The organism is Alteromonas sp. KUL42, from assembly GCF_006538325.1.
In the GTDB taxonomy this organism is placed as follows: Bacteria; Pseudomonadota; Gammaproteobacteria; order Enterobacterales; family Alteromonadaceae; genus Alteromonas.
Genome location: NZ_BJKK01000002.1, coordinates 523848 through 549233, shown reverse-complemented (window position 1 = coordinate 549233; position 25386 = coordinate 523848). Strand labels below are relative to the sequence as shown.

Annotated in this window: 17 protein-coding genes and 2 pseudogenes; 17 read left to right on the top strand and 2 right to left on the bottom strand. The window is 42.7% G+C overall.

Annotated elements, in window-relative coordinates; all coding sequences use genetic code 11:
• Positions 1–1936 (top strand): annotated as a pseudogene (locus tag EYR97_RS05250) (EAL domain-containing protein); the annotation flags it as partial.
• Between the two features lie 298 nt (positions 1937–2234).
• Positions 2235–2399 (top strand): hypothetical protein, encoded by a 165-nt coding sequence (locus EYR97_RS21855; RefSeq protein ID WP_165477979.1) that lies wholly within the window; start codon positions 2235–2237, stop codon positions 2397–2399.
• Positions 2400–2873: 474 nt separating this feature from the next.
• On the opposite strand, the gene fadJ is transcribed toward EYR97_RS21855, so the two are convergent.
• Both fadJ and fadI read right to left on the bottom strand, forming a co-directional pair.
• Positions 2874–5030, bottom strand: a complete 2157-nt coding sequence (gene fadJ / locus EYR97_RS05240; protein WP_131092753.1) for a fatty acid oxidation complex subunit alpha FadJ — start codon at positions 5028–5030, stop codon at positions 2874–2876.
• 1 nt (position 5031) lies between these two features.
• Positions 5032–6342, bottom strand: a complete 1311-nt coding sequence (fadI, locus tag EYR97_RS05235) for an acetyl-CoA C-acyltransferase FadI (protein WP_131092752.1) — start codon at positions 6340–6342, stop codon at positions 5032–5034.
• Between the two features lie 400 nt (positions 6343–6742).
• Here fadI and EYR97_RS05230 point away from each other — a divergent pair, with 400 nt between their 5' ends.
• From EYR97_RS05230 to cysN, 15 genes and pseudogenes are all read left to right on the top strand, one after another.
• On the top strand, positions 6743–7699 hold the full coding sequence (locus EYR97_RS05230) for a MoxR family ATPase (protein WP_131092751.1): 957 nt from the start codon (positions 6743–6745) through the stop codon (positions 7697–7699).
• A gap of 3 nt (positions 7700–7702) precedes the next feature.
• A pseudogene (locus EYR97_RS22665) lies at positions 7703–8666 on the top strand (DUF58 domain-containing protein).
• The gene (locus EYR97_RS05220; protein ID WP_131092750.1) at positions 8666–9214 is read left to right on the top strand and encodes a DUF4381 domain-containing protein; all 549 of its coding nucleotides are present in this window, start codon (positions 8666–8668) and stop codon (positions 9212–9214) included. Before EYR97_RS22665 ends, EYR97_RS05220 begins: the two are co-directional and overlap by 1 nt.
• The gene (locus tag EYR97_RS05215; RefSeq protein ID WP_131092749.1) at positions 9207–10241 is read left to right on the top strand and encodes a VWA domain-containing protein; all 1035 of its coding nucleotides are present in this window, start codon (positions 9207–9209) and stop codon (positions 10239–10241) included. Before EYR97_RS05220 ends, EYR97_RS05215 begins: the two co-directional genes overlap by 8 nt.
• Entirely contained in the window at positions 10241–12238 is a 1998-nt protein-coding gene (locus EYR97_RS05210; RefSeq protein ID WP_131092748.1) for a VWA domain-containing protein, read from the top strand. The genes EYR97_RS05215 and EYR97_RS05210 overlap by 1 nt, the downstream gene beginning before the upstream one ends.
• A complete protein-coding gene (locus tag EYR97_RS05205) occupies positions 12239–14071 on the top strand; it encodes a BatD family protein (protein ID WP_131092747.1) in 1833 nt (610 codons plus the stop codon).
• A gap of 207 nt (positions 14072–14278) precedes the next feature.
• A complete protein-coding gene (locus EYR97_RS05200; protein ID WP_131092746.1) occupies positions 14279–16132 on the top strand; it encodes a DUF885 family protein in 1854 nt (617 codons plus the stop codon).
• Positions 16133–16236: 104 nt separating this feature from the next.
• Complete coding sequence (locus EYR97_RS05195; RefSeq protein WP_131092745.1) at positions 16237–16794, top strand: sigma-70 family RNA polymerase sigma factor; 558 nt, start codon at positions 16237–16239, stop codon at positions 16792–16794.
• Entirely contained in the window at positions 16787–17491 is a 705-nt protein-coding gene (locus EYR97_RS05190) for a DUF3379 family protein (protein ID WP_131092744.1), read from the top strand. Before EYR97_RS05195 ends, EYR97_RS05190 begins: the two co-directional genes overlap by 8 nt.
• A 170-nt stretch (positions 17492–17661) precedes the next feature.
• Positions 17662–19629 (top strand): GGDEF domain-containing protein, encoded by a 1968-nt coding sequence (locus EYR97_RS05185; protein WP_131092743.1) that lies wholly within the window; start codon positions 17662–17664, stop codon positions 19627–19629.
• A 251-nt stretch (positions 19630–19880) separates the two neighbouring features.
• The gene (gene putP / locus EYR97_RS05180) at positions 19881–21386 is read left to right on the top strand and encodes a sodium/proline symporter PutP (protein ID WP_131092742.1); all 1506 of its coding nucleotides are present in this window, start codon (positions 19881–19883) and stop codon (positions 21384–21386) included.
• Between the two features lie 269 nt (positions 21387–21655).
• Complete coding sequence (gene cysD, locus EYR97_RS05175) at positions 21656–22570, top strand: sulfate adenylyltransferase subunit CysD (RefSeq protein WP_131092741.1); 915 nt, start codon at positions 21656–21658, stop codon at positions 22568–22570.
• Positions 22570–23166, top strand: a complete 597-nt coding sequence (gene cysC / locus EYR97_RS05170; RefSeq protein ID WP_131092740.1) for an adenylyl-sulfate kinase — start codon at positions 22570–22572, stop codon at positions 23164–23166. Before cysD ends, cysC begins: the two co-directional genes overlap by 1 nt.
• Positions 23166–23957, top strand: a complete 792-nt coding sequence (gene cysQ, locus EYR97_RS05165) for a 3'(2'),5'-bisphosphate nucleotidase CysQ (RefSeq protein WP_131092739.1) — start codon at positions 23166–23168, stop codon at positions 23955–23957. The genes cysC and cysQ overlap by 1 nt, the downstream gene beginning before the upstream one ends.
• Before the next feature lies 1 nt (position 23958).
• A complete protein-coding gene (gene cysN, locus EYR97_RS05160) occupies positions 23959–25374 on the top strand; it encodes a sulfate adenylyltransferase subunit CysN (protein ID WP_131092738.1) in 1416 nt (471 codons plus the stop codon).
• The last annotated feature ends 12 nt before the right edge of the window (positions 25375–25386 follow it).

Genomic DNA, 25386 nt, shown 5'->3' with positions numbered 1-25386 from the left:
AAGACGATATACGTACTTCTGGTGCGTTCGATGCCAATATTCACCCAAATGATATTAATCGCGTCAAAGAAGTGTTACGTGAACACCTAGAAGGAAAAAGTGACTTTTACGAGTTAGCATACCGCGCTAAGACATTTAAAAATCAATGGATTTGGATCCTTGATAGAGGAAAAGTGGTAGAGCGCGATCATAACAATCAGCCAGTTCGAATGACTGGAACGCTTAAAAATATTAATCATTTAAAAGAAGCCGAAGAGCAATTAAACCTGTTTAAACGCTCTATTGAAAATATCTCCGAAGGTGTTTTTATCACGAATACCCAGTTTAAGTTCATAAGCGTAAACCATGCTTATTGCACTTACACTGGTGAAACCCGTGACCAAGCACTGGCCAGCTATATGCATTTCCACCTATACCCAGATGCCTTTACCGAAGAAATCAAGAAGACACTAAAAACAAAAGGAAATTGGTCAGGTGAAGTGGAAAGTGTACGTGTTAATGGCGAACGTTATGAAATGGAATTAAACATAGATGCGGTGCACGACGAAGATGGAAAAATTAGTCATTTCGTAGGTGTTTTTAGTGATATTACCTCTCGTAAGAGTACTGAGAAAGAACTGCTAAAACTCGCTAACACCGACCCACTTACTGAGCTGCCTAATCGTTCGTTTTTTCAAGCTAGCCATCAAAACCTTGTTCGAAAAGGTGTTCAGCACACATTATTGTGTCTAGACATGGATAACTTTAAAAAAATAAATGACTCTTTAGGCCACCAAACTGGCGATATTTTAATTAAACAAATCGCTAAACGACTACAACGTATCACGGGTAAAAACGCTACCTGCTACCGACTAGGCGGTGATGAGTTCAGTATATTGATGGAAGACAGTGCTGATATTCATACGGTGACGCACTATACACAAAGCTTGCTCGATACATTGTCCCGCCCTTTTATTATTAACAAGCAAGAATTCGTGCTTGGTGCAAGTATTGGTATTGCGTTTTACCCTGATGATGGCACTTCACCGCAAGAAATGCTCAAGAATGCCGACACTGCAATGTATTTTGCCAAAAACAATGGTGGGAATAGCTATCAGTTTTTCAGTGGCGAAATGAACCAAAATGCGGTGCGCCAACTTCAAATTGAGAACTTGATCAGGCAAGGTATCAAAGACGACTTGTTTACCGTTTACTACCAACCGAAAGTCGACATTGCTTCTGGCAAATTAGTCAGTATGGAAGCCCTTGTTCGCTTTGAACACCCGCAAAAAGGTATTGTCAGCCCAGGTCAGTTTATTCCTCTCGCAGAACAAACGGGACAGATTATAGAAATCGGTGAGCAAGTACTGCGCAAAGCGTGTGCCGATACAAAGCGCTGGGTAAATCAGGGGCTATTCAGTGGTCGAGTTGCAGTAAATATATCCGCTAAGCAATTTGAATTACCCGATCTCGACGAACGTATTAATAAGATCCTTTCTGAAGTTGGCTTGTCGCCATTGCATTTAGAGTGCGAAATTACAGAAGGTACTTTGATGGAAAGCCCTGAAAATGGGTTGCGAATGATGAGCCGATTACGCGAGCGCGGCATACATCTGGCATTAGATGACTTCGGCACAGGATATTCGTCGTTAGCCTATTTGAAGCGTTTCCCGCTAAACACATTAAAAACTAGACAAAGCATTTATAGATGATATTGCAAAAACGTAATGTGGATAGACACATGGCTGCGGCAATTATCAATATTGCACATAACCTAGGCCTAAAAGTTGTTGCAGAAGGCGTTGAAGAAGAAGCGCAACTCAATATTTTGCGCCGTTATGACTGTGAGATGCTACAAGGCTTTTTGTACAGTCGCCCGCTAAACGCAGAGCGCTTTGAAAAACTGCTATCAGAGAATCAAAAACTGCATACACTGCTTGGTCAAAGTAATTTTTAAGACCAAATACCCTAATTCCTTTCTGAAAAAATTTGTATATGAGCGTGCTTTCAACGCACGTTCATGCACATTAAAAATTCCGTCAAAAAGAAGTCGGCATAGAAGTGCCGAGACGGCAATCACTCTCATTATACTTTAGTGTCAAATCAATGGCAGCCGCCTCTCAAAAAACACCTAACAAACTGTTTTTAAACAAAAAAACAATCATGGCACAAAATTAGCTTTCTATATGCGACCAATGCCACTAATGATGCATTGGGTTTGTTTGTTTGTTCAAAAAATAAAAAAGGAAATCAATATGTTAAAAGAGTACGCCGTTGCACTAGTACTTTCTACCGCTACGCCTGTTGCTGCTGATAAGCAAGAAGGTGCTAAACAAGCTCCTGAATCACAAAAAGAAGTAGTAACGCAGCCACAAACCGTTAAGCCAGAGTCTGGTGGTGGATACGGTGTAGGTTTCTAATAGAGTATTCTAGTAAAAAAGAGAGCCTAGCTCTCTTTTTTACTTTTTATAACCAATAATATTAATCAGACGGTGTTAAGCCGCAATATAAAGGTTATTGAAGCCTACTGCATTTCGCCAGTGTACATGTCTGGCAATAGAAAACATCGGCAAAAGAATTGGCCCCAAAAGCAATCCAGCAACAGCCCACTTTTTAGCGTGCATTCCCCACTTAAACGCTTCAATATAAAAATAAATCGAAAATAAAACGCTCAGAAAAATAAGTGATATCACACTGCCTCCGGCAATTTACAAGCAAATACAATCTTTGACCAAACTAACTACACTTTCGCTTGGCATATAGCGTTAATGAGCATATGTATCAAAATTTAGACAGCGCAGATTTTACTCAAAATAGAGCAATAAACCAGCAAAAATAACAATTAGACATAAAAAAACCGGGCAAAGCCCGGTTTTTAACCATTTGTTTACATTTTAGTAAAATGATTGATCAGATTCAGCCATCTTCACTAAAATGTCGGCAGGCTTAAATTTATCACTCACCGCTGTGGCGTAGTGATTCAATCTTGCCACTATATGCTTCACGCCAAGGGTATCCATATAACGGAAAGGTCCACCTAAGAATGGAGGGAAGCCAATACCGAAAATAGCACCTATGTCTCCATCACGCGCATTTCGGATAACGCCTTCATCCAGACAACGTGCCGCTTCATTTAGCATCATAAGTACGCAGCGCTCAGCCACTTCCTTCTCACTTAGTTTTGCAGAAGGACTTAGCCCTAATAAAGCATAAATACTTTCATCGACTTCTTTTCCTGGTTTTTTACCTTCATAGGAATAAAAACCTTTTTGGTTCTTCTTACCTTTACGTCCGTCTTCAAGCACTTTATCAAAGGCACTTGGTGCTGTAAAACGCTCACCAAAAGCTTCTACTAGGAAAGGAATTATCTTGGTACCGACATCAATACCCACTTCATCTAGTAGCTTCACTGGACCAACTGGGAAGCCAAATTTCACTAACGACTTATCAATATGCTCAATAGGTTCACCGTCAAGAATAAGGCTTGCTGCTTCGTTCATGTAAGGAGCAAGTATTCGGTTTACATAGAAGCCTGCACCGTCCTTAACAACTACCGGTGTTTTACCCTGCTTTTTAGCAAATTCAACGGTCGATGAAATGACTTGGTCCGACGTTTTGTCGTGAGCAATAACTTCAGCTAATGGCATCTTATCGACTGGCGAGAAGTAATGAAGGCCAATAACATTTTCTGGTCGAGCTGCCTTTGCAGCAATCTGTGTAATTGGAATAGACGAGGTATTTGAGGCAAAAATTGTAGTTTCTTTGCAGTTAGACTCGATATCAGCAACCATCTTTTGCTTCAGATCTAAGTCTTCAAAAACCGCCTCAACCACGATGTCTGCGTCTTGGTATCCACTGTAATCAAGTGTTCCAGTTAACAAAGCAAGCTGCTTTTGCATTTCGCTGTTTCGCATAAAGCGCTTTTTGACTTTCTTATTCAGAATGTCATAGCTGTACTTCATAGCATTAGCAATACCTTCAGCGCGAACATCTTTAATTCGCACAGGAACACCCGCCTTCGTTGAAGTTACATAAGCAATACCACCGCCCATCAGACCGCCGCCCAATACACCTACTTTCTTCATTTTTTCAGGCTTAACACCTTCAACACCGTTTTCTTTCTTCATTTCGGTGGTTGCAAAGAAAATTTGACGCAATTGGAAGGACTCAGGTGTCATTACCAACTTACCAAACGCCTCTGCTTCAGCTTTCAGACCGGCTTTCATTCCATCATTCATACCTGTCTCAATAACATCAATAATGTAGCCAGGCGAAGGGTAATTACCTTTGGTTTTTGCAAATGTGGCTTCACGTGCTTTTTTGAACAACATACCACGACCAGGTCCGGTGTTCTCAAGCAACTTGTTCATAACACCTTTCTGAGGCGCGTCGCGCTCTGGCTTGCGTTTTAGTGCAAACTGTTCAGCCACTTTAATTAGCACACTATGTGGAACCACCTCATCAACAATGCCGTACTTCTTCGCTTGCTTTGCTCTTGCGGGTGCACCAGTTAGCATCATTTTCATGGCTTGTTGAATACCAATCAGACGAGGAAGGCGCTGGGTACCGCCGCTACCAGGTAAAAGACCTAGCTGTACTTCAGGAAGGCCCAATTGCGTACTTGGTGAATCGGTACAAACTCGGTAATGACACGCTAATGCCAATTCTAAACCACCACCTAAGGCTGGGCCGTGAATGGCTGCAACGAACGTTGCTTTCATGCCTTCAATTCTATCGAAGATAGCTTGACCACCCGCTGCTATAGTTGTGGCATCTTCAGCAGTTTTACACGCCGCCAACATAGTAATATCGGCGCCAGCTACAAATGAACTTGGCTTACCACTTGTTAACACTACACCTTTAATGCTGTTATCTTGCTCGATATCATCAAGCATGGCTGAGATTTCGTCACCAAACTCAGCCTTCAAGGTATTCATACTTTCGCCAGGCACATCCATGCTAAGAATTGCTACACCATTATCTTGCTTGGTTAGTGTAAACGCACCTGAAGCGTCTTTCGCCTCGTTTGTTGTTACTTGATCCTGACTCATCTTATTCTGTCTCCACAATCATAGCTGCACCTAAACCACCCGCTGCGCAAGCAGTCAGAAGGCCTGTACCACCGCCACGACGGTTAAGTTCATTCAACATCTGCGTGATCATGCGCGTACCTGTTGCGGCAAATGGATGTCCATAGGCAATGGAACTCCCCATTACGTTGAATTTATCCATGTCGATCTCACCCGTTGCTTTGCTTCTACCCAGCTTTTCTTGGGCAAACTTGTCGCTGGCAAACATTTTAACGTTCGCCAATGTTTGCGCGGCAAATGCTTCGTGCATTTCAATTAATGTAAGGTCGTTAAGAGTCATACCTGCGCGATCAAGTGCAATCGGCGTTGCATAAGATGGCCCCATCAGCATATCCTCCCACACATCTATCGCTGAGAACGCATAGCTTTTAATATAGCCAAGAGGCGTATAACCTAACTCTTTGGCACGGCTTTCTGTCATCATTAACACAGCTGATGCACCGTCGGTTAACGGTGTAGCGTTAGCGGCAGTTACTGAACCGTATTTTTTGTCAAAAACGGGACGAAGCTTTGCATAGCCTTCAAGTTTGGAGTCGAAGCGTACATTGTTGTCGCGTTCTAATGCGCCTCTATAAGGTTCTGCATACGCGGTCATTACTTCGCTGTTGAGTTTGCCAGCTTCCCAACTTTTTGCAGCGAAGCTGTGTGAACGATGTGCAAGTTTGTCTTGCTCTTCACGAGAAATCTGATGCGTCTTTGCCATTTGCTCTGCAGTTTGGCCCATTGATAGGCCTGTAGAGTATTCCGCCACCGCTGGTGGCACTGGAGCAAGATCTCTAAGCTTAAGACGCTTAAAGATATTGAGTTTCTGGCCTAGTGTTTTCGTCTTTTGAAGGTCCACCAAAGCGCGTGCTAAATTTTTAGATACACCAATAGGCGAAACTGATGTTGAATCGGCTCCACCTGCAATGCCTACTTTCACGTTACCCGCCATCATACTTTCGGCAATATTCACGGTAGACTGAAAGCTCGTTGCACACGCCCGAGACACACTGTATGCGTCAGTGTGAATATTCATGCCGGTTCCAAGCACAATTTCACGTGCGATGTTTGGCGCTTCAGGCATTTGCACTACTTGACCGTAAACAACTTGATCAATCCACTCTTTTTGAACACCATGACGAACCAGAAGTTCGTTGACGACCATTTTACCTAAATCAACTGCAGGTACGCCGTGGAAATATGTCGCCATCTTTGCAAACGGAGTACGTAGCCCCGCAACAATGGCGATGCGATCACCCTCTCGGGTAGTAACTGATTGTTTTGTTGCCATAATGCACCTAAATTAATGACCATTTTTAGTTGAGCGGAAAGGCCCACACAAAGTGGTCTGACCTGTAATACACCTGATTTTTACAAACAATGAACAAAATAGCAAATTATGCCGCAAGACAGGTGAGGAAAATGTAACATAAGTTCACAACGCAAAGGGATATTGCGCTGTAAAATCAATTAAATGCAAAACATCGTAAATTTCTTGCTATTTAACGTCTTGAAGAACAATAGAATGAACCTTATATGGAAACCATAGTCTGTTTTGTGTCATTGTGGGCAGCTAATTAAAGAACATAACGTTGTAACAACGGGTAAGCCTATCTCTTATCATCAACTTAAGCTTACTTATGTCTCACAGACACTTCCTTATAACGAGAACTCAAACGGAAAATTGCAATATGGCAGCAGAGCAGTTTCAACAGCTACATGCGTATTTAGATCAGCAAATTATAGGTCAGCATGGGCTAACCAAAAGCCTTTTAATCGCACTGTTAGCAGATGGTCACTTACTTGTGGAAGGTCCTCCAGGTCTAGCTAAAACTCGCGCAATAAATGCGTTGGCCAACGGTGTGGATGGCGATTTTCACCGTGTGCAGTTTACTCCGGATCTTTTGCCAGCAGATTTAACAGGCACCGACATATATCGCCCTGAAACAGGCGAGTTTGTATTCCAGAAAGGCCCGTTGTTTCACAACCTTGTGCTAGCTGATGAAATTAACCGTGCACCTGCAAAAGTGCAATCAGCCTTACTTGAAGCCATGGCAGAACGTCAAATAACCGTTGGAAGTAAAACTTACCCTCTTCCACCCCTTTTCTTAGTTATGGCAACGCAGAACCCACTTGAGCAAGAGGGAACATACCCGCTACCTGAAGCTCAACTAGACCGTTTTCTGATGCACGTTGATATCGACTACCCAGGTGCAGAAACGGAGTTAGAAATTCTTCGCTTAACCCGTGGCGAGGCCTTATCTGAGCCACCTGTAACGCCACCAACACTTACACAAGACGATATATTTACTTCTCGCAAAGAAGCACTGTCTTTGTATATGGCGCCGGAGCTAGAGCAATACCTTGTCCAATTGATCATGGCAACCCGTCAACCAGCAGCCTTCAGTGATGATTTAGCTCAGTGGATTGCTATGGGAACCAGCCCTCGTGCCACTATTAGTTTAGACCGATGTGCCCGTGCCCATGCTTGGTTAAGCGGTAGAGATTTTGTCGGGCCTGATGACATACAAGCAGTGGTTCACAATGTACTTCGCCATCGTATTATCTTGTCTTATCAGGCTGAAGCCGAAGGCGTTACTGTAAATGATGTGTTGGATAAAATTGTCGCCACTGTAGCAGTACCGTAACTCATGATAAACGTACAAGCACAGCTTCAAAAGTTGCTGAGCAATGGGGTGAGTCTGTCTACCGGCGAGTTGCTAAGATATCAACAACTCGCAAAGCTTTTCAGTATTGCCCCCAAGCGTGCGCCTCAAGCTCGACTTGCTGGAAGCTACTTAACTAAACACAAAGGCCGTGGTATGGAGTTTGACGAAGCTCGTCATTACCAACCGGGAGATGATATTCGCGCTATTGACTGGCGGGTTACTGCGCGCACGGGTAAAACCCATACGAAAGTGTATCGTGAAGAGCGAGAGCGCCCTGTTTTCATTTTCTGCGATTACCTACCTTCAATGGCTTTTGGTACACAGTTACTAACGAAATCAGTACAAGCTGCACATGTAGCATCGTTGATCAGTTGGTCTGCTGCGGCACGAGGAGATAAAGTTGGTGCACTTATTTTCAATCAACAACAGCACAAAGAAATAAAGCCATTAACACGAAAAAAACGCCGTACTTCGGGTTTGTCATGAACTCATGGCGTTACATGTTGACAGTCAGCATCTAAAACCGAACAAGGCGGATGATGAGCAGGCATTTATAGAAGCATGCGCTCGCGCACGACGTCTTGCTCGCCCGGGAAGTCTTGTCTACTTGGTGTCTGACTTTCAACATTTGAGTTCACAAGCGATAGGTCATCTCAACCATTTAACGCGTCACTGTGAAGTGCGAGCAGTCATTGTTAACGATCCTATTGAGCACGCCCTTCCCTCGATAAAGTCTCCGCAACCAGTAAGTGTTTCTGACGGTTTTACTCAGCAACGGTGGATGTTGGGAGACAGTAAAGAGCAGGCGTTTTATCAGCAGTGGCGTGATGAGCAGAATCGTTTTATCAATGATTCACTGAAGCAGAACAACATTTCACGCTATGCTGTGTCTGCTGGTGCGCCGCTAGATGAACAGCTTCAAAGTATGCAAAGAGAACAACTATAATGCAGTCACAAGGAATTACACCGTCGAATGTGGCTTCAGGGCAAGATCCGCTAGCCCAACTTCGCGATATTCACGTACCCAATGAGGTAAGTGTTTGGCCTCTAGACTGGGGCTGGTGGTGTTTAGCCATTGCAGTGATCATCGTCGTTGCATGGACTGTCAAAGCCATTTGTGCCCACATTCGTTTCAATAAGCCTCGAAAACAAGCACTAAAACTGCTAAACGAAATATCGCAGAGCCAGGATAATTGGCCACTAGCACTTAATACGCTATTGAAACGTACAGCATTATCTTATTTCCCCAACGATAATGTCGCACAATTACACGGTGATGCATGGCAAACATTTCTTCATTCAACAATGAAAAAAGACAATAGCAAAATAACACAAGGTATTAGTTTGTTGCTGGAGAACAGCTATCGACAAACACCGCGAGATGCTGATTTCGAACTCTGTCAACAATCCGTCAGAACATGGATTACGAACGCCACATTTTCCAAAAGTAAGTCATATGGCAAAGTGCACACCAAGGAGGTAAACCATGCTTGAGTTTGCTTGGTGGTGGGCATTTTTGTTTCTACCTTTACCTTTACTTGTGCGGTTTTTATGGCCTGCAGCGCCTGAAGCCCAGATGGCAGCACTAAAAGTGCCAAGCCTTCGCCCCGGAAGTTCAGGGCTGGAAGAGCAAGTAACCAAGAGTCGATTGCCATTAATTGCGTGTTGCCTAATATGGTTATTACTTGTCGTCGCAGCCGCACGCCCTCAATGGCTGGGTGAGCCAATTAGCATTCCAAATGAAGGCCGAGAAATGATGTTGGCTGTGGATTTATCGGGCAGTATGAAAATTGACGACATGCAACTGAATGGTCGTCAAGTTAACCGACTTACCATGACCAAATCTGTAGTTTATGACTTTATCCAACGCCGGGTTGGCGATCGGCTAGGACTTATATTATTTGCCGATACCGCTTACGTACAAGCACCACTTACCTATGACAGAGATACCGTCTCTACCCTATTGAGTGAAGCCGTGATCGGTCTTGTGGGCGAACAAACAGCCATAGGTGACGCTATTGGCCTTGCTGTCAAACGCTTTGATGCAAGAGAAGAGTCTAACAACGTGCTTATACTGCTGACCGATGGACAAAACACCGCAGGTAATATTACCCCCGAACAGGCCAAGGAACTTGCGATAAATAAAGGTGTAAAGGTCTATACCATTGGTGTGGGCGCAGACAAAATGCTGATACAGAGCTTCTTCGGCAGTCGCCAAGTCAACCCATCACAAGAACTTGATGAGGATATGCTCACAGATATCGCAACGTCAACGGGAGGGCAATATTTCAGAGCGCGAAACGCACAAGAGTTACAGGCGATTTACCAACAGCTAGATGCCCTGGAACCTATCGAAGGCGAAACGAGAAAAATGCGCCCACTTACAGCACTATTCTATTATCCATTAACAATAGCTTTGGCGCTTTCCATATTGTGGGCACTGGTTTTAGTGTTAAAGAGTATCGTTGACCTTTTTCAATATCGCCGCAGCGATACCGTCACAGAGCGAGGTAATGAATAATGGATTTATTGACATTACCTAACCTGTCGGATTTGAGCGAATTTCACTTTTTACGCCCACTCTGGTTTGTCGCCATTATTCCCCTGTTATTACTAACAACGTGGATCAGACGACGCACATCCAAGCAATCTGGGTGGCAATCGGTTATCCCTTCACATCTTTATCAACATATGGTGACGGGAAAGTTCGAAAAAGGACAACGCCCTCCCTTCTGGCTATTAAGCTTTGTTTGGTGTTTAAGTGTTATAGCCCTTGCCGGACCTACATGGGAGAGATTACCTCAACCGGTCTACCAGTTAAAAATGGGCCATGTGATTGTATTGGATATGTCGCTTTCTATGCGCGCTACTGATATGACTCCAGATAGACTGACAAGAGCTAAGTACAAAGCGATTGATTTGGTGAACGCCATTGGTGAAGGAGAAATGGGCTTAGTCGCTTATGCGGGTGATGCTTTTGTCATTAGTCCGTTGACAGAAGATGCCGCAAACGTAACAACATTGCTTCCCAGTTTGGCACCCGAAATTATGCCAGTTCCCGGTAGTGATCCTTTACTTGGTATTCAAAGTGCCGCCGAGCTACTTACCAATGCGGGTTATAATTCAGGGATGATCTATTGGATAACTGATGGTATTGATTTTGAACAACAAAAGGAATTACAAGAATATGTTTCCTCCCTTCCTTTTACCGTTAACGCATTAACTGTCGGTACAGCACAAGGTGCGCCAATTAGACAACTTAGCGGCGAACTACTCAAAGACTCAACTGGTAGTATCGTTATTCCGAAACTCAATAATAGTGCAGTGCGTGGCGTCGTTAAATCCAATGGAGGTAACTTCCAAACATTTACTTCGAATGACAGAGATATCAATGCATTAGCGACCTTATCAATGCTCGACAGAGACAGCGCTGAAGACGAAGACAATGAAACTGATGCACAAGGTGATCAATGGCGAGAAGTTGGTCCATATGTGATTATTTTCCTTCTACCTTTTGCTGCCTACGCGTTTCGCAAAGGGTTGATATTTGCTGTGCTCGTTGGCATTTTGTCGTTTTCAAGCAACAAACCCGTTTATGCACAGCAATTGCCATCGTCTTCTTCAGAAGAAATTACGTCGACAACACCTAATAATATTCCGTGGTGGAAAAGGCCCTTTTTAAACGACGATCAAGAAGCACTTTCACACTATCAAGGCGAAAAATACAGCGAGGCCGCCAGTCAGTTTGATGATATTGAGTGGAAGGCGTCTTCATTGTACAAAGCCGGAAATTATGAGGCCGCACTTGAAGCCTATGAACAAGTACCTGGCGCAGAGAGTTTGTACAACCAAGGAAATGCCCTCGCAAAGCTTGGCGAACTTCAAAAAGCTATTGATAAGTACGAAGAGGCATTGGCAATGGCGCCCGATATGCAAGATGCTAAGTTAAACAAAAAGCTAATTGAAGACTTATTGGAGCAACAACAGAATCAGCAAAATCAAAAAGATAACAATGGTCAGCAATCTAACGACCAACAAGATGGTGAAAACCAAGACTCATCATCTGAAGATCAGCAGAGCAATGAGGGTCAACAAGATCAACAATCTCAAGACTCTGATAGTGAACAACAGCAAGATGAAAATAGCGACTCTTCTCAACAAAGCAATGAGAATGAAAGCGAACCAAATTCTCAGCAGGATGATTCTTCGTCTAACGATGACGACAATCAACAGCAATCTGATCAAAGCGCACAGGACCAAGATGACTCTAAACAGCAGGAAGACTCATCACAAGAGTCTGATGAGCAAAAACAAAATGAGAACGATGAACGCACGGCTGAAGCCATGCAACCACAGCAAGGTGAGCTTTCCGATGCTGAGAAAGAAGAACTGCAACGTATGGAAAGTCTAATGCGCCGTGTTCCAGATGACCCCGCCTTTTTACTTAAACGAAAAATGCAACTGGAAGCTCAAAAACGACAACGTCAGCGTATGCCTTCAAACCGGAGTGATTGGTAGATGAAATTTTTCTCTGTATCTACATTTTTTATTTTTACACTGTTAAGTTTAATGAGTGCATCCGCGCTCGCTGATATCAATAGCCTAGAAGCCACCATTGATAAAAACCCCGTAATGGTTGACGAAGCAATTCGGTTAACCGTCACCGCGGATGGCAGTGCGGATAGAGACGCATTTGACAGCTCACCACTTTTAAAAGATTTTGTTGTGGGCAGAACTTCAGTGAGCAGTCAAACGTCGATTGTGAATTTTGACACTAAGCGCACTACCGTCTGGACAACCACCCTATTTCCGCGCAAGGAAGGCATTTTTACCATTCCATCACTCGCGGTTGAAAACAAGCAAACCAAGCCCATTCAAGTTGAAGTGATCCCAGTACAGGCACAAGATAATGTAGCGAGAGATTACTTTGTCACTACCGACATTGACCTAAAGGACGCTTATTTAAACCAGCAATTGCTGTACACGGTTAAACTCTTTTTATCGAGTAATATTGAGCGTGGCAGTTTGCAGGCACCTGAAATGCAGAACGCAGAAATTACCCAACTGGGTGAAGATAAGCAATACACGGACATTATTAACGGTCGTCGCTATCAAATTATAGAAAGACAATTTGCTGTGGTGCCGCAAGCCTCTGGGGAATTCACGCTCAGAGGTCCAATATTTACTGGTGAGGTCATGGCACCTAACACCAATCAACGATTCGGCTTTTTTAATCGTACACAACAAGTTAACCGTGTAGGGCCTGATATCACGGTTAATATAAAACCCATTCCACAAAACATTGACTACGCTTGGTTACCCTCAGAAATGGTAAGGGTAGATGAAGAGTGGCCCCAAGGTGATAACTTTGTTGCAGGTGAACCAGTGACACGTATTATCACACTTACCGCTTTAGGCGTTGTTGAAGAACAGCTGCCTGACATTCCAGAGTTTTATCCACCAAACTTTAAGCTCTACCCTGACCAGTCAACCACTGCAACGGTGGAAAAAGATCAAAACCTGATATCTCAGCGTCAAAGCTCGCTGGCGATTATCCCTACTGCACCAGGTTCATTTGTATTACCAGAGATCACAATCCCTTGGTTTAATACACTGACTGAAAAAACCGAGTATGCCACTATCCCAGCGAGAACGATTACCGTGGCACCGGCAAGCGGCCAAGCGAGTAACGGGCAAGCTCCAAATACGTCTACTTCAACATCCACGAACAATCAAGAACAAGCTTCTGTACCCGCGCAAACTCCTAATTCCTTGAGTAATTCAAATAATGGAATTAGTGATCAAGCAAGCGATGACCTACATGATAATCCACAGGGTGTCATAAAATCGCCATTATTTATTATAGTTACCACTGTGTTAGCCATTTTGTGGTTAATAACCCTTGTGGCATGGTATGTAGCGCGCAGAAAACTCAAACAACATTCCTATATGAACGCTGCGACAAATAGCTTTGGTGGTGTTAGCGGCGCGAATTTTACAAACACACAAAGTGAAAAAGATGCATTCAATCAGCTTATTCAAGTGGTCAAGCGCAACGATATTAACCAGTTAGATAGAGCACTTGGAAATTGGCTTCGTGTAATGAACAATAATGGAAAAGGTAAGGTCGTACCCGGCGACATTGCAGAGACTCAACCTTTAACGACACATATTAATGCACTTCAAGCACTGCGCTTTTCCAAAGACGCGAAGCAAAAAAGTAGCGACGCTAGTGCCCTTAAAAGTACCTTTAGTGCATTAGAGAAATCCCTTCATGATGTGCGTAAACAGTCGCTCGCTAAGCGAGATAAAACCGAAAATAGGTTATCTAACCTATATCCTGTTACGTAAACCGCATTAGACCTTGCATTGTTGCATGATATTTATTAACACCTCTATCATGCGCAAAGTTTGCATTCTATAAATAGAAAAGCCCGCTGAGCGTTAATAAAAAGAAGTGCTTAACGGGCCAAAACAACATTGCAATTTATAACAATAAACTTGGCTAGCAGAGTGCATTCACTCACGCTTTCACAAGTATTACGCACAGGAAAACTCATGAACAAAACAATACTCAAGTTAACACCTATCGCACTAGCAATTGGTGTATTAGCTGCATGCTCACCGGCAAATAATACGAAGCCCGCAGAAACAGCTGTTGAAGAAATTCAACATACTGCCAGTCAATCAGAATCAGAAAGGCTTTCTGCATTTTTTGAAAGAACGTTTGAAGAAGATTTAAAGCGCTCCCCTTTATTTCAAAGCTATTTGGGTAAGAAGTGGGACTATGACAAATGGGATGACATCAGTGAAAAAGAGGCTGACGCTCAAATCACCATCGCCAAAAATCGCCTTGAAACACTCTCTTCATTCGACACATCAAAACTGAATGAACAAGAAAAATTGAGTTTGCGTTTGTATAAACTCGGCATTGAAAGAGACCTAGCGAATGACGAATTCCGCCACCATCGCTATATTGTGCATCAATTTCGCGCGGCACATACCCAAGTACCTAGTTTTTTAATAAATATTCACAGTGTTAAAAGCAAAGAAGATGCACAAGCCTATATTGGCCGACTAGACAACGTAAGAAGCTATTTCGACCAAGTTATCGAGCAAATGGCAATAAGAGAAAAAGCAGGCGTATTTCCTCCGGCTTGGGCTTATGATCAAATGATTGACGCATCAAGGAATGTAATCTCAGGGGCGCCATTTGATACCAGCGATGAATCCTCAACCATTTGGGAAGATTTCCAAAGTAAAGTATCGGCCCTCACTTTAGACAAGGCAGAGAAAGAAGCGCTTCTTGTGGAAGCAAAAGCTGCTCTGATTACATCGGTCATGCCTGCGTATGAAAAGTTCATTGAAGCGTTAGCTCACCAGAGAGAAATTTCACCTGAAGGTGATGGTGTTTGGCGCTTACCTGACGGTGATAAGTGGTACCAGAACCGATTGAATTGGTTCACAACAACAGATTTAAGTGCTGATGAAGTACATCAAATTGGTTTAGATAACGTTAATCGCATTCACAACGCGATGCGCGACATCATGCAACAAGTGGGTTTTGAAGGTACTCTGCAAGAATTCTTCGTGTTCATGCGCGAAGATGACCAATTCTATCTTCCATCTACACCTGAAGGTCGACAGGAATATTTAGATACTGCCACACAAGTCATTGATGAAATGCGTGAAGCGCTTCCAGACTATTTTGGCATATTGCCCAAAGCGCCTATTGTGGTAAAACGCGTAGAGGCGTTTAGAGAACAATCTGCTGGCAAAGCCTTCTATCAAAGCCCTGCGCAAGACGGTAGTCGACCTGGAATTTACTACGCCAACCTATATGACATGAAAGCGATGCCAACCTATCAGCTTGAAGCACTGGCTTACCATGAAGGTATTCCTGGGCATCATATGCAGCGCAGTATTGCACAAGAGCTTGAAGGCGTGCCTCAATTTCAGAAGTTTCTTAGCTTTACTGCCTACACTGAAGGCTGGGGACTTTATACCGAGGAACTTGCCAAGGATATGGGCTTTTACAAAGACCCTTATTCCGATTTTGGGCGCCTCGCGATGGAGTTATGGCGCGCTTGTAGATTGGTTGTCGATACCGGCATTCATGCTAAGAAATGGTCAAGAGAAAAAGCCGTTAACTATTTAGTTGAAAATACACCAAACCCTCAGTATGACGCCCAAAAAGCCATTGAACGTTATATAGCAATGCCTGGGCAAGCCACCGCCTACATGATCGGTAAATTAAAGATTATGGAGTTGCGTGAAAAAGCAATGCAGGCGCTTGGAGATAAATTTGACTGGAAAGGTTTCCATGACGAAGTACTTAAATACGGTCCTGTGCCATTGTCATTGTTGGAAGAAAACATTGATAAGTGGATTGCTGCGCAAAAAACAATTTAACCCAATCGTTCAAACTTAATAGCCAAATTAACAACGCGTCTTACCATTGAGGATCGGACGCGTTTTTTATGGCATAGTGAAAAAAATTATTTTTGGAATTTTTCATGTTTGCACGAAAGAAAACCGAAAATGCTCAGGTCTTATCGGTTATGAAAGCAAAACATCACCGATATGAGGCGCTGGTTAAAGCGTTTCACACAGATATATATCGATATGCCTTTTGGTTAGTCAAAGACCAAAGTGTGGCAGAAGACATCGTGCAAGAAACATTTTTGCGCGCTTGGCGATCTTTAGATGCACTTAACGACGAAAAAGCGGCCAAATCGTGGCTTATCACAATATTGCGAAGAGAAAATGCTAGGCGCTTCGAACGCAAGCAATTGGAAACCGTAGATATCGACGATGTAAGCATTCAAGATGAAACTCAACAAGCCGACGATGATGTGAGCAACCGAGAGCTTCAGCGATTGCTTGGTGGCTTAAGTATTGAATATCGCGAACCCTTAATTCTGCAAATCATCTTTGGTTTTAGCGGTGAAGAAATTGCGGACCAATTAGGCTTGAACAAAAATACTGTGATGACTCGGTTATTCAGAGCGAGAAATCAACTTAAAGAAGCACTCGAAAAGCAAAATGAACAGAGGGGTCGTGCTAATGGATGAATTAGAATTTAGGCGTAGAATTTACGCCGATCCAGAAACGACTGACAGTGATGTTGTTGAAGCGGCAAAAGAGGATGAAAAAAAGCGCCATTTCTGGAATGAGCAAAAGAAACTAGATCAACAACTTAAGCAGGCTTTAAAAGTAGATGTGCCCGACGATTTAGCCAATAAACTCATTTGGCAGCAGTCAGTTGACGAGTTTACTCGCTATAAACGCAAAAATCGTTGGTACATGGCGATGGCTGCATCTGTCGCTTTTACTATCGGCATTGGGTTAACCATGTGGTACCACCAGCCGCTTAGCCTCGGTGGTCAAGCACTTGCCCACATGCAGTATGCAAAGGTAGAACAAGCGCATTCAAAGCTTCCTGTTGACTTAAACATGGTCAACGCAAAGCTGGCGAGCTTTGGTGCTAGCTTCAGTGATATGATTGATGGTGTGGAAGTGGCCAATTATTGTCATTTGAGCTCTATCCGCAGCTTGCATTTAATTGTGAATACGCCACAAGGAAAAATGTCTGTTTTTGTGGTACCTGAACGCAATGATATATCTGTGCCTAACGAGTTCTCAGATTCGGAGTTTCATGGAGAAGGAATGAGTATGGAGCATGCAAAGATCATGATTGTGGGTGAAAAAGGCGCTGACTTAAGCGAGATGAAAAAAGCAGTCACATCACGCCTCCAATTTTCTGCATAATATTAGCTCAGATACATTAATTTCGTACAAAGTACCGCCCTAGTGGCGGTATTTTTATTAGTAATTTTCGTGAAACAAATTTTATAACACCTTATACTCCAAACTTAATACTTGAGATTGCCACCAACCTGAATAACCATTTAGTATTTTCCTTCGGGAGGATTCATGCAATGATGAAGAATTTTCTAGCTACCAAATCGCTTATCTCAATCTTGCTTTTTTTTACTTTATTGTTGGTCTCAGAACGTTCGCTATCAGATGAGAATAATTCCTCTGCTCAATCTCAGTTGAAAGCATACGCAAGCTTGTTACATAACGTAATTTACGATTGGAATTATCCTTCAGAAATATCAAATGAAGATATTGTTTCAAACTTAGAAAAAAGCCAAATACAAAACGTCGACTCTGAGATAAGTGTTATTTTCCGACATCTTATGGCACTAAGTACGACAGATAATGCTGATAGCCCTAGAATTCCAGTTTATATAAAGCAGCCACTACTCAATAAATACTGGCTGGGCTTGAAATCAATGTCTCCAGAAATATACGCATACACCTATGCGTACTACATATACATACAAGCCTCAAATAGCTTTAATGGATCTACTCAACGTACATCTATTACTATTCCAGCCATGCTCAGGCTAAAAGACGAAATGCTGAGAACTGGCAATAAGCAAGCTGTAGCAACTGTATGTATGTGGTTAGCAATGGAGTACTCTGAGTCATCGCCTTTAAGAGCCATTAACGAGTTACAATACGCCCTGCCGCATCTGCCTATAAAATCAAAGCTTAATCCCTTAGAAACGGAATTGGACAAAATCACAGCACTAGCTTGGTTGACTTCAAGCTACTTGGAATTAAATGTACCAAGTCTAGCGCTAAAGTATGCTCAAACTCTTGTTAACTTGAAAGCACAAAATGAAACTGTTTCCGCATGGGATTTTATCTTACCAATTCGAGCATCGAATAGCCTTGGAGAATTTATGAAGTCTCTAGAATATATAAAAGAGGCAAAGTCCGTCACCAATAAAGATAATAAAATTCAGCAACTTATTCTATATGCTCTTGAACTAAGCACATTAAATAAAATCAACACCAAAGATAATCTAGAGCAAATCAAAGAATTGTCTCTAGCAGTAATCAACTTGCAAATTGAAAACATTCCACCACGCCTAATTGACATACAGCCATATTCTTACGCTTTTTATCAAGCTTTAGTTGGAAGCGACTATGAGTTTTCAAAAGCAATTACAGAATTTATTAAAGTGACAGAGTATCAAAATAAATTACTACCTTTTCCGAGAGATGCGAGCCTTAATGCCCTGACTACTTTACAGGAATTATACAGAGCAAGAGGAGACCTAGAGAACGCTTATGCATACCAGAAGAAATTTGAACTCGAACTGGTAAAATTTAATGCAGACCAGTTTAGTTACAACGAAGAACTGGAAAAAGCATCTATGTCCGAAGACATAGAACTTGCTAAATTCAGACAACAAGAATTAGACAATTTACGCAAAGAGCGTATGGGACTAAATCAAGACAACGGAAAGCTTCAATCTACCGTACTTCTTCTTATTACAGCAATTCTATCCCTACTTGCTATGTGGTTATGGTTAAATAATCGCAGGAATGAGACACAAACAAATTACGATGAGCTGACAGGTTCACTTACGCGCAGCGCTATGTTGAAAAGCTTAACCGTTGCTCTAAAAAAAGACTGTTCTTCATGTATGGCGCTGTTGAATATTGACCATTTCCAACGCATCAATGACACGTATGGGTACAGAGTAGGCGAAGAGGTCGTCTCTGTACTTGGAAAAACAATACAAAAACGCATTCGAAAGACAGATAAATTTTGCCGTTTTGGCAACGAAGAATTCTTAATTTATTTTTCAAATTCGAATGAGGAGGAAGTGAAGCGCATACTTGATGAGCTCAGTAACCTAATGGCGAAGCAAAAATGGTGGAAATTTACGGAGCAATCTTTTACCACCTCATTTTCGTCTGGCGTAGTAACACTAAAAGGTGATAATAATTTGGAGCATGTCTTAAAGTATTGCCATAAGCTACTAGAAGGCGCAAAAAACAAGGGTAATGCTGTCGCAAACACACAATCCATATCCCCTGTGTAAAGCCGATACACAATTTTTGTCAGAGAGTTAAGCAGCATCTGACTATCTTAAAAATTGTTACAGGTCCGATTTTAGTATTTGTGCAAAACTTTAATGATTATCACATCTGCAGTTAAACGGTTCATAAACTCCCCACTTAATGCCAAGTTTTTTTACACTCTAATTGTTCAGATACTGTTCAACGCGGAATACTAACGTAGAGAGTCAACGCCTAAGGTGTTAGCATAAAAGAAAAAACAAAGGTAATTCATATGGCGACTGGCACGATAATCTCGTTGGGTTTATATTTTATTGTAATGTTGGGGATAGGACTTTTTGCCTATCGGCAAACTGATACCAATGTAGAAGGCTACATGCTTGGTGGCCGTCAATTAGGCCCAGCGGTTACCGCTTTGTCAGCGGGCGCTTCTGACATGAGTGGTTGGATGCTTATGGGATTACCTGGTGCAATGTATGTATCAGGCCTATCTGCCGGCTGGATTGCTGTTGGACTAACATTAGGCGCGTTAGCCAATTACCTTTTAGTCGCCCCACGACTAAGGGTATACACTGAAGTAGCCAACAACTCTATTACCCTACCTGACTATTTCGAAAATCGTTTTGCTGACAACTCGCGCCTGCTTCGCGTAATTGCTTCGGTTGTTATCGTAGTATTCTTCACCCTCTATACCTCATCGGGCGTTGTGGCTGGCGGTAAATTATTTGAAACTTCTTTTGGCCTTTCTTACGAAGTGGGTCTTTATGTAACAGCTGGCGTGGTGGTTGCCTATACGTTAGTAGGCGGGTTTATGGCAGTGAGTATGACCGACTTCGTACAAGGCTGTATCATGTTTGTCTCCCTTGTATTAGTGCCTATTGTAGTTATCTCTGAGTTAGGTGGAATTGGCGCATCAATAGATGCACTAGATAATATCAATCCAGCGCTATTTAACGCATTTATGGATGCATCGACAAATAACACCTTAACTATTGTCGGCATCATTTCTCTTATGTCCTGGGGGTTAGGTTACTTTGGGCAACCCCACATTATCGTGCGCTTCATGGCCATTCGTTCAGTAAAAGATATTCCTAGAGCACGTAATATCGGCATGAGCTGGATGATTGTTTCAATCGTTGGTGCTCTAATGACAGGTTTATTCGGATTGGCTTATGTTACGGGCAATGGCAATGAAATAGACCCAGAAACCGTATTTATTTACTTGTCTCAAATTCTTTTCCATCCTTTGGTGGGAGGATTCCTCTTAGCCGCTATATTAGCTGCTATTATGAGTACAATTTCATCTCAGTTACTGGTGACATCTAGCTCGTTAACCAGCGATTTTTATCAAGCCTTCTTACGTCGTGATGCATCAGACGCAGAACTTGTGATTGCGGGTCGCGTTAGTGTTGTCGCAGTGGCATTGGTCGCTATTTTCCTAGCGTATGACAGAGACAGTACTATTTTAACTTTGGTTAGTAACGCATGGGCCGGCTTTGGTGCAGCATTTGGTCCATTGGTTCTATTTAGTTTGTTCAAGCGAGAAATGACTCGCAGAGCAGCACTTGGAGGCATGGTTGTTGGTGCGGTTACTGTATTACTCTGGATCTACCTGCCCATTGAAATTGGGGGGCAAAGACTCGGCGAATGGATGTACGAAATTGTGCCTGGATTCATCTTATCTAGCCTAACAATAATGATACTCAGTAAATCAGGCTCTCCTCGTGAGGGGGTACTCGATACTTTTGACGCTTTTCAAGTTAAGCTAAACGAAAAATAAAAATGTAATCACGTTACTCCGGTAACAATAATAGAGATGGTAATTATCAAGCCCTGTTTAGTTTTCTAAATGGGGCTTTTTAATACACAGGACATAATAAAAGGTACTTATGCTTCAATGGCACAACATTTAAATATGTTGGAATAAGATAGCTATTTGAAATAGCAAAATCGCATACTACTTTTGAAATTAAATGTGCTATCGTTCTATGCAGAAAAATAACCCGCATATAACGTTTTTTATATATTAAATAAAATTCGGACTTCAACATGACTGCCAGTATCCCGTCTATAACGCATTTGAAACAACTCGAAGCCGAGAGTATCCAAATTTTCCGTGAAGTTGCAGCTGAATTTGAAAATCCAGTGATGCTTTACTCCGTGGGAAAAGACTCTTCTGTGTTGCTTCACCTAGCGCGAAAAGCCTTCGCTCCGGGTAAAATCCCCTTTCCGCTTTTACACGTTGATACTACGTGGAAATTCGGAGAGATGATTAAGTTTCGTGATGAGCAAGCAAAAAAGCACGGCTTTGATTTGCTAGTTCATATTAATGAAGAAGGTGTTGCGGCTGGTGTGGGCCCTTTTAGCCACGGCTCTTCCAAACACACTGACATCATGAAAACCCAAGCACTTAAGCAAGCATTGAACAAATATAAGTTCGATGCTGCATTTGGTGGTGCTCGCCGTGACGAAGAAAAATCACGTGCAAAAGAACGTGTTTATTCGTTCCGTGATAGTAACCACCGCTGGGACCCTAAAAATCAACGCCCTGAACTATGGAATATCTACAACTCGCAAATTAACAAGGGTGAGAGCATTCGTGTATTCCCAATGTCTAACTGGACTGAGCTTGATATTTGGCAATATATCTATCTAGAAAATATCGATATCCCTCAGCTTTATTTGTCTAAACCGCGCCCTGTGGTTGAGCGTGATGGTATTCTTATTATGGTTGATGACGACCGTATGCCATTGGAGGAAGGTGAAGTACCAGAGATGCGTTCCGTACGCTTCCGCACATTAGGCTGCTACCCACTTACCGGCGCAGTCGAGTCTGAGGCAGCAACCTTACCTGAAGTTATCCAAGAAATGCTTCTTACCAAAACCTCAGAACGTCAAGGTCGAGTTATCGATCATGACAGCGCGGGCTCAATGGAGAAAAAGAAAATGGAAGGGTATTTTTAATGGCCACTGACAACGTTGTTTGGCACAAACACGAAGTTAATAAAACCACTCGCGCTCTTAAACTCAATCAGCAGCCACGAGTATTTTGGCTTACTGGTTTAAGTGGCTCAGGTAAGTCAACGTTAGCGAATTTGCTAGAGAAAAAGCTGCATGAGCAAAACAAGCATACTTACTTGCTTGATGGTGACAATATCCGTCACGGCTTATGCGGCGATTTAGGCTTTAGTGATAAAGATCGCGTTGAGAACATACGTCGCATTAGTGAAGTTGCAAAGCTTTTTGTTGACGCAGGTACAATTGTACTTACAGCCTTTATATCGCCATTTAAAGCTGATCGCGATTACTGTCGCAGCCTACTAGGTGACGGTGAGTTTGTAGAAGTGTTTGTTGATACACCACTTGAAGTATGTGAAAAACGCGATCCTAAAGGACTTTACAAGAAAGCGCGTAGCGGTGAAATTAAAGACTTTACGGGTATTGATTCAGCTTATGAAGCACCTGAAACCCCAGAAGTTCACTTAACCTACCAAGAAGAGTCGGCAGAGCAAACTGCTGAGCGCTTATATGCTTTGCTTCAACAAAAGGGATTGGTGTAATGACACAGCCTATTAATTCACTCGCACAAAATGTGCTTAAAATCGCTAAAGAAGCTGGCGACAAAATTATGGCGATTTACCAGAAAGACTTCGCTATTTACGAAAAGCAAGACACGAGCCCATTGACCGAAGCTGATCTTGCGGCGCATAACGTTATCGTTGAAGCACTTGAAGCCACGTCGGATCTGCCAATCCTTTCCGAAGAATCCGCCAACATCTCATGGGATGAGCGCAAATCATGGTCTTCATATTGGCTGGTTGACCCTCTTGATGGTACGAAAGAATTTATCAAGAAAAACGGTGAGTTTACGGTAAATATTGCACTTATAGAAAACGGAAAACCAACGATGGGTGTAGTTTATGCACCTGCGCTAAACAAAAGCTACGTAGGAATTGTAGGCGAAGGCGCATGGACTGAAATAGATGGCGAGTTCAACTCTATCTCCGCTCGTAAACACAACGGTGCTGAAGTGTGGAAAGTGGTCGGCAGTCGCTCACACCAAAGTCCGGAAATCCAAAATTTATTGTCACAGCTTGAAGGTGAAACCGAGCTAGTAGCGATGGGCAGTTCACTTAAGCTTTGCTTGGTGGCTGAGGGTGAAGCGCACCTTTACCCACGTCTAGGTCCAACATCAGAATGGGATACAGGCGCGGCGCATGCCGTAGCATTAGCTGCTGGTGCTAATGTCACCGTACTAGACCCTGACAACCCGTTAGATGATAACGCTGAAGCTCTTACTTACAACCAAAAAGAGTCTGTGTTAAACCCCTTTTTCCTTGTGAGCGCATAACATGAACAACGAAAACGAATTATTAAGACAGGACATACTGTCCTACCTAGAACAACACGAAAAGAAAGACATGCTACGTTTCCTAACATGCGGCAGCGTAGACGACGGTAAAAGTACCCTAATTGGGCGTTTGCTTCACGACTCAAAGATGATTTATGAAGATCAGCTTGCTGCCATCACAAAAGACAGTAAGAAAATGGGTACTACCGGTGAAAAAGTAGACCTTGCACTTTTGGTAGACGGTCTTCAGTCGGAGCGTGAGCAAGGTATAACCATTGACGTTGCTTACCGTTATTTCTCTACGGACAAACGCAAGTTTATTATTGCTGACACTCCAGGACATGAACAGTACACCCGTAATATGGTAACCGGTGCATCTACTTGTGACCTCGCTATCATACTGGTTGATGCACGAGGCGGTGTTAAGGTTCAAACAAAGCGCCATTCATTCTTAGTCTCTTTGTTGGGTATCAAACACGTTATTGTTGCTATCAATAAAATGGATTTGATGGACTATTCCGAGGAAGTCTATAAGCAAATTCAGGAAGACTATCTGAAGTTCGCAGAGCAGCTCGATATTCCAGACATTCAGTTTGTACCTATCTCTGCGCTAGAAGGCGACAATGTAGTAGGTAAGAGTGAAAAAACGCCTTGGTTTAACGGTACACCGCTAATGGAAATGTTGGAGAACATTGAAATAGGTGAAGACGATAACCATGATGATTTCCGCTTCCCAGTACAATATGTAAATCGCCCTAATTTAGATTTTAGAGGCTTTGCGGGCACAGTGGTTTCAGGTCAAGTCGCGCCAGGTGATAAAATTACCGCACTTCCTTCAGGCAAAACTTCTAAAGTTAAGCAGATTGTTACCTTTGAGGGCAACCAAGAACGCGCCTTTGTACCACAAGCAGTTACGCTTACCTTAGAAGATGAAATTGATATATCTCGAGGTGATATGATTGTAAAATCAGACAACCTTCCTATGTTAGGTACGCAATTTAAAACACACCTTGTTTGGATGTCAGAAGAGCCACTAATGCCAAACAAGCAATACTTGTTTAAATTTGCTACCAAATCAACGCCAGGAGTGGTCGCTCATATCGATAATCAGATTGATGTGAATACGCTTGAAGAGACAGATGCGATGCATCTTAATCTTAATGAAATTGGTGTTGTAGACGTTAAGTTTACACAACCCGTTGCCTGTGACCCATATAAGCGTAACCGCCCTACAGGCTCATTTATAGTTATCGATCGCTTAACCAATGGTACGGTGGGTGCGGGGATGATTATTGATAAGTTAGCAACCGATGCACAGCACGACACACCAAACTTTTCTGAGTTTGAGCTTGAGTTTAATGCCCTTGTTCGCAAGCATTTCCCTCATTGGAACGCTGTGGATATTAGCAAGCTATAATTAGGACTGGCA

What these genes read in the sequence shown, in the direction of transcription:
- EYR97_RS21855 (WP_165477979.1), top strand. Translation starts at nt 2,235, where the DNA reads ATGTTAAAAGAGTACGCCGTTGCACTAGTACTTTCTACCGCTACGCCT.
- fadJ (WP_131092753.1), bottom strand. Translation starts at nt 5,030, where the DNA reads ATGAGTCAGGATCAAGTAACAACAAACGAGGCGAAAGACGCTTCAGGT.
- fadI (WP_131092752.1), bottom strand. Translation starts at nt 6,342, where the DNA reads ATGGCAACAAAACAATCAGTTACTACCCGAGAGGGTGATCGCATCGCC.
- EYR97_RS05230 (WP_131092751.1), top strand. Translation starts at nt 6,743, where the DNA reads ATGGCAGCAGAGCAGTTTCAACAGCTACATGCGTATTTAGATCAGCAA.
- EYR97_RS05220 (WP_131092750.1), top strand. Translation starts at nt 8,666, where the DNA reads ATGCAGTCACAAGGAATTACACCGTCGAATGTGGCTTCAGGGCAAGAT.
- EYR97_RS05215 (WP_131092749.1), top strand. Translation starts at nt 9,207, where the DNA reads ATGCTTGAGTTTGCTTGGTGGTGGGCATTTTTGTTTCTACCTTTACCT.
- EYR97_RS05210 (WP_131092748.1), top strand. Translation starts at nt 10,241, where the DNA reads ATGGATTTATTGACATTACCTAACCTGTCGGATTTGAGCGAATTTCAC.
- EYR97_RS05205 (WP_131092747.1), top strand. Translation starts at nt 12,239, where the DNA reads ATGAAATTTTTCTCTGTATCTACATTTTTTATTTTTACACTGTTAAGT.
- EYR97_RS05200 (WP_131092746.1), top strand. Translation starts at nt 14,279, where the DNA reads ATGAACAAAACAATACTCAAGTTAACACCTATCGCACTAGCAATTGGT.
- EYR97_RS05195 (WP_131092745.1), top strand. Translation starts at nt 16,237, where the DNA reads ATGTTTGCACGAAAGAAAACCGAAAATGCTCAGGTCTTATCGGTTATG.
- EYR97_RS05190 (WP_131092744.1), top strand. Translation starts at nt 16,787, where the DNA reads ATGGATGAATTAGAATTTAGGCGTAGAATTTACGCCGATCCAGAAACG.
- EYR97_RS05185 (WP_131092743.1), top strand. Translation starts at nt 17,662, where the DNA reads ATGATGAAGAATTTTCTAGCTACCAAATCGCTTATCTCAATCTTGCTT.
- putP (WP_131092742.1), top strand. Translation starts at nt 19,881, where the DNA reads ATGGCGACTGGCACGATAATCTCGTTGGGTTTATATTTTATTGTAATG.
- cysD (WP_131092741.1), top strand. Translation starts at nt 21,656, where the DNA reads ATGACTGCCAGTATCCCGTCTATAACGCATTTGAAACAACTCGAAGCC.
- cysC (WP_131092740.1), top strand. Translation starts at nt 22,570, where the DNA reads ATGGCCACTGACAACGTTGTTTGGCACAAACACGAAGTTAATAAAACC.
- cysQ (WP_131092739.1), top strand. Translation starts at nt 23,166, where the DNA reads ATGACACAGCCTATTAATTCACTCGCACAAAATGTGCTTAAAATCGCT.
- cysN (WP_131092738.1), top strand. Translation starts at nt 23,959, where the DNA reads ATGAACAACGAAAACGAATTATTAAGACAGGACATACTGTCCTACCTA.